Consider the following 12,853-nt stretch of genomic DNA (forward strand, 5'->3'; position numbering starts at 1 on the left):
CAAAGCCGCAGCCCGCACCCGGAAGACCTCCGGGAGCGGGCGGCGGCTTTGCTGCATGTGATGTCTTCCTCTGCCTGGTGCCGCCCTCCCCGTAAACCCGGTTTCGGCCGGCTGTTCACCGGCGGAAAAGATGCCGGCGAGGGACCAAATGTCGGTGCCCATCACTAGAGTTGAGTCCATGCTCCTCACCCTCATACGGCGCTACTCCAAACCGTATTCGCCGTACATCCTGGCTGTCGTCATTTTCCAGCTCGCGGCCACCATCGCTGCGCTGTACCTGCCCAGCCTGAACGCGCAAATCATTGACGAGGGCGTGGCACGCGGCGACACCGATTTCATCTGGCGCACCGGCGCGGTGATGCTCCTGGTGGCCTTCGCCCAGGTGGCAGCGGCCATCGCCGGCGTCTACTTCGGCTCGAGGACGGCCATGGCGGTGGGCCGGGACCTGCGCCATGCGGTGTTCCGCAAGGTCACCAGCTTCTCCGCCAAGGATGTCAACGCGTTCGGCGCGCCCACACTGATTACCCGGGGCACCAACGATGTCCAGCAGGTGCAGATGCTCCTCCTCATGGGGCTGAACTTCATGGTGGCCACCCCCATCATGTGCATCGGCGGCATCATCATGGCGCTGCGCGAGGACATTAATCTGTCCTGGCTGGTCTGGGTCTCCGTTCCCCTGCTGGCCGTGGTGGTGGGCTACCTGGTGGTCCGGCTCATGCCGCTGTTCCGGTCCATGCAGCGGAAGATCGACCGCATCAACGCCGTGCTGCGCGAGCAGATCATCGGTATCCGGGTGGTCCGGGCCTTCGTGCGTGAGCCGTTCGAGACCGAACGCTTCGGCGGGGCCAATAAGGAACTGACGGACGTCTCGCTCCGCATCGGAGCCCTGTTCGTCCTGATGTTTCCGGCCATCAGCATGATCCTGCACCTGTCCACGGCGGCAGTGCTCTGGTTTGGCGGGCAGCGGGTGGATGCCGGCGCCATGCAGGTGGGCTCGCTCACCGCGTTCCTGCAGTACCTGCTGCAAATCCTGATGGCGGTCATGATGGGCACCTTCATGGCCATGATGATCCCGCGCGCCTCCGTTTGTGCTGACCGCATCGGCGAGGTGCTCGGCGTCGAGCCCTCCATCCACGATCCCCAGCAGCCTCAGGCTCCGGCCACTCTCACCGGAGCGGTGGAATACCGAAACGTCACGTTCGCCTACCCGGGCGCCGAGTCTCCGGTGCTCAGCAACATCAGCTTCACCGCCCACCCGGGGCAGACCATCGCCATCATCGGGTCCACGGGCGCCGGGAAAACCTCCCTGTTGTCCCTCCTGCCGCGGCTGTATGACCCCGTGGAAGGGCAGGTGCTGCTGGACGGTGTCCCGGTGGACAGGCTGGACCGCGCCGAGATCACCAAGAGGGTTGCGTTGGTGCCGCAGCGTCCATACCTGTTCTCCGGCACCATCGAACACAACCTCCGGTTCGGCAAGACCGAGGCGACGGACCAGGAACTCTGGGATGCCCTTCGGGTAGCCCAAGGCGAGTCCTTTGTCCGCGAGAAGAAGAACGGGCTGGACGCAAGGATTTCGCAGGGCGGCACCAACGTCTCCGGCGGACAGCGCCAGCGCCTGTGCATTGCGCGTGCGCTCGTGACCAAACCCCGCGTCTACCTCTTTGACGACTCGTTCTCGGCCCTGGACGTGGCCACTGACGCCCGGCTCCGGGCCGCCCTCAAGGCCATTACCAGGGATGCCACCGTCATCATCGTGGCCCAGCGGATCTCCACCATCACCGAGGCCGACCAGATCCTGGTGCTGGACAACGGACGCATCGTGGACCGTGGCACGCACGAGGAACTCCTGGAAACCTCGCCCACGTACCAGGAAATTGTCGAATCCCAGCTGAGTGTGGAGGAAGTGGCATGAGCCCCCGCAAGAAGGACTCCGCCCCCGTGGAAGAGGCCGCCCCCGAATCCGCGGTGGCTGCCGGCGCCGGGCATGAAGACGACGACTTCCTCGAGGAGGAGTTCACCCCCTCCGAAGCGGACGGGGACATGTTCGGCGGCATGCCCGCCAAGAAAGCCGAGCACTTCTGGCCATCTGCGAAACGGCTGATGGGCCTGCTGAAGCCCGAAGCCCTGGGTATCTACGCGGTGGTGGGCCTGGTGGTGGTCTCCGTGGTCCTCAACGTCATTGCGCCCAAGATCCTGGGCCAGGCCATGGATGTCATCTTCGCCGGGGTAGTGGGAAAGCAGCTGCCCGCCGGAGCCAGCAAGGAGCAGTTCGTTGCCGGGCTGCGCCAACAGGGCCAGGACAACTTCGCCGACATGGTGGCCCGCATGGAGCTGGTGCCCGGCACGGGCATCAACTTCGACAAGCTCACCATGCTCATCGCCATTGTCCTGCTGATGTACTTCGTCGCGAATATCTTCATGTGGCTGCAGGGCTACGTCCTGAACCGCATCGTCATGAAGGTCATCCGCCGCCTGCGTGACGATACCGAGAACAAGCTCAACCGCCTGCCGCTGAACTACTTCGATACCCGGCAGCGCGGCGATGTGCTGTCCCGGGTGACCAACGACGTCGACAACATCCAGCAGGCACTCCAACAGGCTTTCGCCCAGCTGGTCAACTCCGTGCTGACCGTCCTGGGCATCGTGATCATGATGTTCATCGTCTCCTGGCAGCTTGCCCTGATTGCCCTGATCGCCCTCCCGTTGTCCGGCGTGGCCGCCGGCCTGATCGGAGCCCGGAGCCAAAAACTGTTCGCCGCCCAATGGAAGAACACCGGGTCGCTGAACGGCCAGATCGAGGAGTCCTTCTCCGGGCACGACCTGGTGCGCGTCTTCGGCCGGGATGCGGACATGCTGGCACGGTTCGAAGAACGCAACGAAGCCCTCTACAAGGCAAGCTTCGGCGCGCAGTTCGTCTCCGGGATCATCTTCCCCGTCATGCAGTTCGTGTCCTACCTCAGCTACGTGGGCATCGCGGTGGTGGGCGGACTCCGCGTGGCCTCCGGCGCCATGTCCCTGGGCGATGCCACCGCATTCATCCAGTACTCCCGCGAGTTCACCCAGCCGCTGGGCCAGATGGCCGGCATGGCCAACATGCTCCAGTCCGGGGTGGCGTCCTCGGAGCGTGTCTTCGAGTTCCTTGACGCCGACGAACAGGACGCCGAAACCGCCACCGAACACCTGCCGGCCAAGACCGACGGACACGTGGACATCAAGAACGTTACCTTCAGCTACACCCCGGACAAGCCGCTCATCGAGAACCTCTCCTTCACGGCAGAGCCGGGCAACACGGTGGCGATCGTGGGCCCCACAGGAGCCGGAAAGACCACCCTGGTGAACCTGGTGATGCGCTTCTACGAGCTCAACTCCGGCTCCATCATGCTGGACGGCGTGGATGTCACCCACCTCAGCCGCTCCGAGCTACGCTCCAAGGTGGGCATGGTGCTGCAGGATGCCTGGCTCTTCGGCGGGTCCATTTACGACAACATCCGCTACGGCAACCTCAACGCCACAGAGGAGCAGGTCATCGCAGCTGCCAGGGCCACCTTCGTGGACCGCTTCGTCCGCGCCCTGCCGGAAGGCTACGACACCGTGATCGATGAAGAAGGCAACAACGTCAGCGCGGGCGAAAAGCAGCTGATCACCATCGCCCGCGCCTTCGTGGCCAACCCCTCGCTGCTGATCCTGGATGAGGCCACCAGTTCCGTGGACACCCGCACCGAACTGCTGGTGCAGAAGGCCATGGCGGCGCTGCGCTCCGACCGGACCAGCTTTGTGATCGCGCACCGGCTCTCCACCATCCGCGATGCAGATACGATCCTGGTCATGGAAAACGGACGAATCGTGGAACAGGGCAACCACCAGGTGCTGCTCGCAGCCGGCGGCGCCTACCACCGCCTCTACATGTCACAGTTCGCGGGTGCGGACGCCGGGGAAATGCTGTTGGATGATTCGACGGCGGTGCGCAGCTGAGCGCGCACGGTGGCCAGCGCATCGAGGTCCTTGTCCCGATGCGCTGGGGCGACATGGACGCCTACGGCCACATCAACAACGTCCAGATCGTGCGGATGCTGGAGGAAGCGCGGATCGCAGCCTTTGGGCCACCGCGGGGTACGGGTCGTCCCGGTATCGAGCCCCCGGTGTCGCTGTTCAACGATGTCCCGGAGGGCACGCTTGCTTTGATCGTTGACCACAAGATCCGCTATGTCCGGACCCTGGAGTACCGCAACGTTCCGGCCCTGGTCCAGGTCTGGATCGGCGCCGTCAAGGGAGCCAGCTTTGACATCCATTACGTGGTCCAGGACCCCGTGACCGGGGAGGACTGCGTGAAGGCGAGCAGCCACCTGGCCTTCGTTGATGAAGCCACGGGTCGCGTGCAACGGCTCACCCAGGAGCAAAAAGAACGGATGGCTCCCTACAGGCACTAAGACTCTGGTCAGGACTGCCCGGAAACCAGTGGACTGGAAACACTGAACTGGACCATTACCTACAGCGAAAGGAAGCCCGATGGCCAAGAACAAGACCCGCGCCTCAGGGAAGAAGAAGACCTGGAAGGAGATGTCGCCGGGCAGGAAGGTGGGCACCATCCTCACCGCGATCGTCCAGGTATCCCTGCTGGTTGCGGCCCAGCGGGACATTTCCCACCGCCCTGCCGACCAGATCAACGGGCCGAAGGCTGCGTGGCGGGCAGCGTCCTTCGTTAACTTCATCGGGCCCATGGGCTACTTCATCTTCGGAAGGAAGCACTCCGCCACCGGAAAATAGCCGGCCTGGCGGTGCCCGGTTCAGCCACCGTGGAGCGTGCGCCCAGCCAGACCCTGTAAATTTGGGGGCATGACCCCCACTGCCACTGTTGCCATGACCCGCGCCCTCGGCATCTCCAAGGAGATCGAGGATGCGGCGTGGTTCGTGCTGGGGCCGGGCCTGCAGGGCAAGGCGTCACCCCTGGACGGCCGCACCAGGACGTGGTCCGTTCCGGCTGCCGCCGAGCTGCTTGACCGGCTGGAACGGGGCATCGTTGACTCCAAGGCGCCGATGATGACCAACCTCCGCGAGAACCTGGAGGGTGCCACCCGCGGGGCCAAGCAGTTGGCCGTGGAGCTGCTCTTCCTGCAGTCCCTTCCGCTGGCACACGAGGTGAAGTCGCTGAAGGTCAAGCGCGCCCGGGTGGCGGAGGCCGCAGGCTGGCTGGAGCCACCGCTGGAACTACCCGAAGAGCTGTACGCCGGGATGACGGACCACGGTGTCATCCGCGACCGCACCGCCGAATTCAACTGGACCATCTGGGACCACCTCAGGTGGTTGTGCCGGTTCGTCCGGAACGTCGCGCAGCGGCCGGCCAGCGTAGTGCAGGCAGCCCTCAAGGACCCGCTGCAGTTCCACCGCCTCGCCGCATCCACGCCGGATGACCAGCCGGCCATCCGGCGCAGCATCGAGTTCCTGGCCTGGCCCAGCTACTTCGAGCCGGTGGTGGCGGACGTGGAACGGCAGGAAATCCGGGATGCCTTTGCGTCGCTCGTGGGCGGCGCCAGGGGAGACAGCGAAGAGGACATAACCGCCGATATCCACCGTATCCGGCTGCACCTGGACGAACAGGCGGGCCAGCGCATCGACTGGTACTCCCGCCAACTGGTCAGCCAGTGGCGCAAGGTGGGCGACCCCGGGCGGCGTGCCTGGCTGCTCCGGACGCACAGCGACAACGCCGAGCTGCTTACCGCCTGGCATGGCGAGGAGAAGGTGACGCTCGACGTCGAACACCTCCGCCTGCTGGAGCCCGGCGTCACCGCCGGCGTGGTGCAGCACGCCGTTGACGAGGACTACAAGCACCTCGGCTACGTGGAGCGAGAGGACACCAAGACCGCCGTGTTTGCGTTCCTGACCGTCATGAAGCCCGGCGACCTGGTGCTCTACCAGCACGCCGGAACGGTGCGGCTGGGCGGGGTGCTGGGGGAGCCCGAGTACAACGACGACAACCGCCGGCTGCGGCGCAAGGTGCGCTGGTTCGACGACGGGCACGCCACCACCAGCCTTCCCCGGCACGTCCAGCGGCAGCTGGCCACCCCCGGCATCGTGGTTGACGCCACCCGGGTGGTGCAGGCACTGCAGGCACTGCTCCCCGCCGAGGCGGAAACCGAGCCCGACGGCGATACCGACGCTGCCGCCGTCGTCCTCCCTGTGCAGGAGGGCTTCCGTCCGCTGACGCAGGAATTCGCCGCGTCGCTGCACATGGAGCTGGAACCTCTGCAGGAGATCGCCGATCTGCTGGAGGAGAACCGGCAGCTGGTCCTTTACGGCCCGCCCGGCACCGGCAAGACCTACCTGGCCAAGCACCTGGCGGCCGAGCTGGCGGACGACACCACGGACGAACGCGTCAAGCTGGTCCAGTTCCATCCGTCCTACGCCTACGAGGATTTCTTCGAGGGCTACCGGCCGGACAAGACCGACGACGGGCAGGTGTCCTTCAAACTGGTGGCGGGTCCGCTGCGGCGGCTGGCTGAGGAAGCCGCCAAGCCCGGGAACGAGAAAAAGCCGTACTTCCTGATCATCGATGAGATGAACCGCGCCAACCTGGCCAAGGTGTTCGGCGAGCTGTACTTCCTGCTGGAGTACCGGGATGACCGGATCTACCTGCAGTACAGCCCCAACGAGCCGTTCACGCTGCCGGACAACCTGTACATCATCGGCACCATGAACACGGCGGACCGGTCCATCGCCATGATGGACGCCGCCATCCGCCGCCGGTTCTCCTTCATCGAACTGCATCCGCAGACGGAACCGGTGAAGGGGTCGCTGCTGAGGTTCCTTGAGGCCCGCCAGCTGGACACCGCCCCGGCGCTGCTGCTGGACGCGCTGAACGGGGCCATCGATGAGTGGGACCGGGACCTGATGATCGGGCCGTCGTACTTCATGAAGCCCGCGGCCCAGACCCCTGCCGGGCTGCGACGGATCTTCAAGTACGAGCTGATGCCGCTGCTGGAGGAGCACTACCACGGCCAGCTGACGCGCGCGCAGCTGGAAGAACGGTTCGGGCTGGACCAGCTGCTGGGACGCATTGCAGCGCGCTGATCCGCGGGCGGCCGGCATTTCAACCGGTGCGGTGCGCCACCTGGTCCTCGATGAGCTGTCCAGCGGCCTGGTGGAACGGCTGGACGCACCAAGCGCTTCCGTCCTGAACTCCAGCGGCCTGGCCAAAACTTCCCCGATGGGCATGGGGTTGTACCGGATCGAGCCGGTGGGCAAGGTGGGCTCCGTTCGCACTGCCACGGTCCAGCTCGACGTCCGGCCCAAGGACCGGCTGGGACTGAGCCGGCTCCTGTTCCTGCTCAGTTACGCGGGGGAGCAGGGCTTCCGGCCGGATTTGGTGGCGGCAACCGAGGACCGGGACCTGTGGAGCGCGCTGGCCGAGTCGCTGGCGCAGCTGGCTGAACGCGCCCTGGGTCGCGGCCTCCTGCAGGGCTACCTCACTGTGGATGAGTCCCTGCGGACCGTGAAGGGGCGGATCCGGATTTCGGACCAGATCTCCCGGCGCCCGGGCATGCTGGTTCCCTTGGAGGTCTCCTATGACGAGTTCACCGAGGACATCGCCGAAAACCGGATCCTGCGCGCCGCGCTTGAGCGGATGGGGCAGGTGCCGGGGGTGCGGCCCGAAGTGCTGGGCCGGCTGCGCCAGCTGAAGGGAAAGCTCGACGGCGTCACGCGCCTTCCAGCCGGCGCCCCGGTGCCGCCGTGGAAGCCAACAAGGATGAACCTGCGCTATCACGCCGTGCTGCGCCTGGCCGACCTGATCCTGCGCAACGCGTCCGCGGAAGCCGGTGAGGGCAGGCAGCGGACGGCTTCGTTCGTGGTGGACATGGCGCAGGTGTTCGAGGACTTCGTGGGAACCGCACTGCGCAGCGCCATGGCGGCCTACCCTGGTGAGCTCCGGCTGCGCTACAACACCCTCCTCAGCGAGGCAGTGCGCGATTCCGACCGGCTCTCCGTGAGACCGGATGCGGTCCACCTGCTGGGCGGGCGCCCCGTGGTGGCCTACAACACGAAGTACCGGGCGGCATCTGATGCAGGGGCGTCGCTGACGGCCGACCATTACCAGATGCTGGCCCACTGCACCGCGCTGGCCGTGCCCACCGCCTGGCTGATCTATGCAGGCAAGGGCGAAGTGAAACTCCGCCGCATCCTGAACACCGACATCGACATCGTGGAGTTCCCGCTGGACCTCAGCCAGCCGCCGTCGGGCATCCTTGCCTCAGTCCAGGAACTCGCCCGCCAGTCATGGGGCGAAGTGGTCCGCCAAGCCCGGAACGGCTGATGCGCCCGGCAGTCCGCCGTCGGTCGGCCCACGCCTGCCGGGCTCCCTGGCCGAGCCTGCGAGGTTAGGGTGCAGGCGGGGATCAGACCGGCACGCGGAACGTAAAGGTTGTTCCCTTGCCCAGGGTGCTCTCCACGTCGATGGTGCCGCCGTGTGCCTCGACGATCGCCTTGCTGATGGGCAGCCCCAGGCCCACGCCGGGGATGGCGGTGCGCCGGACGCTGCTGGTGCGGAAGAACTTGGCAAACACCTCGGAGGCGTCCTCCGGGGTCATTCCCATACCGGTGTCCGCGACGCGGCAGGCCAGGTGCCCGTCCTCCAGCGCCAGCGACACCACCACTTTGCCGCCGTCCGGGGAGTACTTGATGGCGTTGGACACCAAGTTGTCCAGGACCTGCGAGATGCGCACGCTGTCCACGTGGGCCTCCAGCTGCTCCGGGGTTTCGGCCCGCAGTTCGACGCCGGCCGCTGCCGCCCGGGGCATTGCCGAGGACACGCTGTTCCGGACGAGGTCGGCGACATCCACGGCGTGCGGCGTGACGATCAGCTGGCCGTTCCGGCTGGACAGCAGGTCCGAAACCAGGGTCAGGAGCCGCTCGGAATTGCGACGGATGATTTCCAGCATTTCGCGCTGCGGTTCCTCCGGTTCGTCGGCGAGCACAATCTCCACATAGCCAAGGATGGAGGTCAGCGGAGTGCGGAATTCATGGGAGACGCTGGAGACAAAGTCATCCTTGGCGGTGAGCGCGTTGACCAGGTCAGTTACGTCGCTGAAGACGATCACTGAGCCGGTGAACTTGCCGTCGGAGTCCCTCATGGCGCGTGCCGTGGTCACCAGTGCCCGCTGGTCGTTCCCTTCGCCGAGCCAGACCAGGAAATCGGTGAAGGTCTCTCCCAGGACGGCGCGCCGTACCGGACGCTCCTGGACGGGGATCAGGGTTTTTCGGTCTGCCCCAAAGACCAAGAGCTGCGACTCGTTGGGATCCGCGATGTTCTTTGGCCGGGCCAGTTCGTGATTGGCGCGCTGCTTGCGGTTCATCAGGATGTCATGGCCGTCGGCGTCAACCGCCAGGACGCCCAGGTGCACGGTGTCCAGGATGGTGTTCAGCAGCGATTCCTGGCGCTTGCTGGTGCGCAGGCTGGCCCGAAGTTGCTCGTCCTTGTCCTCCAGCTCCTGCTGCTGGCGCATCATGCTCAGGGTCAGGACGCTGACCGACACTCCGATGCCCAGCATCATGACGGGCAGGAGCAGGGAGCGGGCAAAGTCCTGCGGGGTGTAGTCGCCTTTCAGGAGCAACGGAACCCAGATGATGGCCAGCGGCCCCAGGAAGGACAGCCACAAGGCAGCCCGAGGGTAGTATCCGGAGGCGCAGAGCCAAATCACCGGAAACACGGCGAGAAGGCTGATGCCGGTAAGGCTTTCCTGGCCGCCCTCCCTGCCTGCCGCGATGGAAACGAAGTCCAGCAGTGGGATGGCCAGGAAGCTGGTGTAGGGCAGCCGTTCCCATGGAATGACGTAGCAAAGCGCCATGATGGCCAGCTGCGAGATGAGGAACGCGACGAACAAGGGGTTGTTCATGGTGACCGGGAAGAACGCCCACACCAGCAGGGCGGTCAGGATCGTGGTCACGAACAGCGGCATTTGGCTCAGGGCCACCCGGTCGGACAGCCGGTATTCATGGAAGGGCCGCTTGAAAAAACGCAGCCGTCCGGAAGACCAGGCCGTGGGGTTGCTCATGGCGCGGAAGACGCGGACGTCGGGCTGTGCGAGACCATACCAGCAGGATATCCGCAGCCAGCTATACTTCTGACGTTGGCACTGAGGGGGCTCTATGAGTGAGGCACGTGTGGGTCTGGTCATCGAGGATGACCACGACATTCGGGAACTGGTTCGCACTGTGCTGACCCAGGCTGGATTTGACGTCACTGTCGCCAGTGGCGGCGCCGAGGGCGTCCTGATGGCCAAAAGCTTGAATCCTGATGTCATCACCCTGGACCTGGGCCTGCCGGACATCGACGGTTTTGAGGTGTCCCGGCAGATCCGCGAGTTTTCGGACGCCTACATCGTGATGCTCACGGCACGGACCGAGGAACTGGACACCCTCATCGGGCTGGAATCAGGCGCGGACGACTACCTCACCAAGCCCTTCCGCCCGCGGGAACTGCGGGCGCGGGTTGCGGCCATGATGCGCCGGCCGCGGTCCGTTCCCGACCCCGGCGACGTTGCCGTTGATGCTTCCCCGGACAGCGCGGCCCACCCGGAGCGTGGAAACTTCAGCCACAACGGCCTGGAACTCAGCTACGCCTCGCGGACCGTCGCCGTCGACGGCAAAGAGATGAACCTGACGCGCACCGAGTTCGAACTGCTGTACGCGCTGCTGGAAGCGGGCCGGACAGTCCGCACCAAATCGGACCTGGTGCGGCGGCTCCGGGATGAGGATTACGACGTCGGCAGCTACATCAGCGAGGCCGACGAACGGTCCGTGGAGGTCCACATGGGAAACCTGCGCAAGAAGCTGGGTGACTCGCCGCAGCAGCCGCGGTGGCTGCAGACGGTCCGCGGGGTGGGCTACCGTTTGGCGCCGGGACAGCACTGAGCCTGCAACCGATGCATGGTTTGCCTGCTGCACTGGGTGATGGGTCGCAGGTAGGTGGCGGCCAGCCTGGGCAACGCCACCGCCATGTCAGCGTGGCGGGCTTCGGCGCGGATCTCGTTCTCGAGTTCCAGGGCCAGGCCGGCCAAGCGCTCGGCGCCCACCATTTGGCTTGAGGTCTTAAGGCTCAGGACTGCGTCCATGGAGCCGTCCAGGTCGCCGGTAGTCAGGGCAAGCCGCAACCGGCCCAGCCGTTGCGGCAGGAACTCGATGAAATTCCCAACGAAGATCCGGCTGTAGCCTTCTTCCTCCTCGAGTTCTTCCCGTAGCCGGTCCAGGACGGACTGGTCCACCAGCGGCCTTGGCGCATCATCCGACGTGCTCACGACACTCCTTTCTGCTGGATTTGGGGACCCGAAAACAGGGTGTTTAGGCGGGGGATCTTGTTCTGTTTCAGGTTAGGACCGTTCCCGCAACCTCGCAGAAGACTCGGGAAGAATTGTGGTTTTCTTGATGGGACTGCGGTTTTTGGGCCATAGGATCGATGCCAGTGCTTTTTCGCATTGACGTCATCAGCGGCCATAGCCGCCTTTTCAATCTGGGGATAGATTGCCGTGTTCCGAACACTTAGGACCTTATTTGTCGCGCTCATAATCGGGGCCGGGCTGGCTTTGTCCATCGTCCAGCCGGCCAGCGCAGCCACCACACCGCAAATCACGCTCAATCCGGCGTCCGGTCCCGTCGGTTCCGCCGTCACTGTCACCGGAACCGGGTTCAAAGCCGCCACCACGGGCACAGTGATCGTGGGTTCCACTACTTTCGCGTTCCAAACCACATCGACCGGCGCTTTCAGCACCGGCATCACCATTCCGGCCGCATCCACCGGAAACCTCACCATTACTGCCAAGACATCGTCCATCAAGGCGTCAGCAACGTTTGTGGTGCAGGCGGCTCCCGCTCCAGCGCCCGCACCGGCGCCCACCATCAGTTCAGCCCCCCTGCGCTTCGGGGTGGCAACGCCGGGAGGACCGCTGGCCAGTACTGAGCTGGACGAGGTGGCCAGCCTGGCAGGGGAAATCCCTTCCGTGGTCATGAGCTACAAGGATTTCCTGCAGGTCCCGCCGATCACTGAGTTGGATGCCGTCCGCTCGCGCGGAGCCACACCCTTGGTCACTTGGGAGCCGTGGGCATGGGGAGGCGGAGTGGATCAGCCCGCCTACTCGTTGGCACGGATTACCGCAGGGGACTTCGATGCGTACATCAGCCAGTGGGGCCAGTCCCTGGCGGGCTGGGGCAAGCCGGTCATGCTGCGTTTCGCGCACGAAATGAATGGCAACTGGTATCCGTGGGCCGAAGGCGTCAATGGCAACCAGGCGGGAGAGTACGTGGCTGCATGGCGGCATGTTCATGATGTTGTTGCCGCTACGGGTGCCAGTAACGTCCAGTGGGTATGGTCGCCGAACGTGCCCTACTGGGGCTCGACTGACCTGGCCGGCCTGTACCCGGGCGCAGGCTACGTGGACATTGTGGCCCTGGACGGCTACAACTGGGGCACCTCGCAAACCTGGAGCAGCTGGGTTTCCCCGGTGGATCTCTTTGCCCCCGGCATTTCCCAGCTCCGCAGCCAGGCACCCGGCAAGCCGGTCCTGATTGCCGAGACGGCCTCCAGCGAGCTGGGTGGTTCCAAGGCCTCCTGGAACACGGACCTGGTGTCCTATCTGGCTGCCCAGCCGGACGTGATGGGCTTCGTCTGGTTCCATATGCAGAAGGAAACAGACTGGCGCATCAACAGCAGCGACTCGTCGGCGTCCGCCTTCAAGTCCGCACTGCTGGCCCGGAGAAGCTAGGGGATAGGGGATAGCTGCTCCGAAACCGCCAGTGTGGGCTGCCTGATCGCGGCAACCCGTCCATCCTGCCTGTCCAGGATCAAGGACGGTGACGGAAACAGCTAAAG

Annotated in this window: 10 protein-coding genes; 8 read left to right on the top strand and 2 right to left on the bottom strand. The window is 65.0% G+C overall.

All coding sequences use genetic code 11. The features are described 5' to 3' along the window. Nucleotides 1-178 precede the first annotated feature (178 nt). The 6 genes from LFT49_RS04950 to LFT49_RS04975 all read left to right on the top strand — a co-directional run bounded on the left by LFT49_RS04950 (nt 179) and on the right by LFT49_RS04975 (nt 8,305). Nucleotides 179-1,912 (top strand): ABC transporter ATP-binding protein, encoded by a 1,734-nt coding sequence (locus LFT49_RS04950; RefSeq protein WP_237429914.1) that lies wholly within the window; start codon nt 179-181, stop codon nt 1,910-1,912. Further along, complete coding sequence (locus LFT49_RS04955; protein WP_272912544.1) at nt 1,909-3,972, top strand: ABC transporter ATP-binding protein; 2,064 nt, start codon at nt 1,909-1,911, stop codon at nt 3,970-3,972. Before LFT49_RS04950 ends, LFT49_RS04955 begins: the two co-directional genes overlap by 4 nt. 38 nt (nt 3,973-4,010) lie before the next feature. Then, a complete protein-coding gene (locus LFT49_RS04960) occupies nt 4,011-4,427 on the top strand; it encodes an acyl-CoA thioesterase (RefSeq protein ID WP_236801238.1) in 417 nt (138 codons plus the stop codon). 79 nt (nt 4,428-4,506) lie between these two features. Beyond that, entirely contained in the window at nt 4,507-4,764 is a 258-nt protein-coding gene (locus LFT49_RS04965; protein ID WP_237429915.1) for a PLD nuclease N-terminal domain-containing protein, read from the top strand. Between the two features lie 69 nt (nt 4,765-4,833). Further along, nucleotides 4,834-7,065 (top strand): McrB family protein, encoded by a 2,232-nt coding sequence (locus tag LFT49_RS04970; RefSeq protein WP_237429916.1) that lies wholly within the window; start codon nt 4,834-4,836, stop codon nt 7,063-7,065. Beyond that, nucleotides 7,052-8,305 carry an McrC family protein gene (locus LFT49_RS04975; protein ID WP_237429917.1) on the top strand — a complete coding sequence of 418 codons (1,254 nt, stop codon included), beginning with the start codon at nt 7,052-7,054 and terminating at the stop codon, nt 8,303-8,305. The genes LFT49_RS04970 and LFT49_RS04975 overlap by 14 nt, the downstream gene beginning before the upstream one ends. An 82-nt stretch (nt 8,306-8,387) precedes the next feature. Here LFT49_RS04975 and LFT49_RS04980 read toward each other — a convergent pair whose 3' ends face one another. Beyond that, nucleotides 8,388-10,043 carry a sensor histidine kinase gene (locus LFT49_RS04980; protein ID WP_237429918.1) on the bottom strand — a complete coding sequence of 552 codons (1,656 nt, stop codon included), beginning with the start codon at nt 10,041-10,043 and terminating at the stop codon, nt 8,388-8,390. A gap of 94 nt (nt 10,044-10,137) precedes the next feature. Between LFT49_RS04980 and LFT49_RS04985 the strand changes: the two genes are divergently transcribed. Next, nucleotides 10,138-10,902 (top strand): response regulator transcription factor, encoded by a 765-nt coding sequence (locus LFT49_RS04985; RefSeq protein WP_236801243.1) that lies wholly within the window; start codon nt 10,138-10,140, stop codon nt 10,900-10,902. Here the strand turns inward: LFT49_RS04985 and LFT49_RS04990 are convergent. Continuing rightward, the gene (locus LFT49_RS04990; protein WP_236801244.1) at nt 10,875-11,285 is read right to left on the bottom strand and encodes an Hpt domain-containing protein; all 411 of its coding nucleotides are present in this window, start codon (nt 11,283-11,285) and stop codon (nt 10,875-10,877) included. The genes LFT49_RS04985 and LFT49_RS04990 overlap by 28 nt on opposite strands. Nucleotides 11,286-11,564: 279 nt before the next feature. On the opposite strand from LFT49_RS04990, the gene LFT49_RS04995 reads away from it, so the two are divergent. Further along, a complete protein-coding gene (locus LFT49_RS04995) occupies nt 11,565-12,746 on the top strand; it encodes a glycosyl hydrolase (RefSeq protein WP_442863738.1) in 1,182 nt (393 codons plus the stop codon). Nucleotides 12,747-12,853: the final 107 nt, after the last annotated feature.

It is taken from the genome of Arthrobacter sp. FW306-06-A, from assembly GCF_021870055.1.
Classification (GTDB): Bacteria; Actinomycetota; Actinomycetes; order Actinomycetales; family Micrococcaceae; genus Arthrobacter.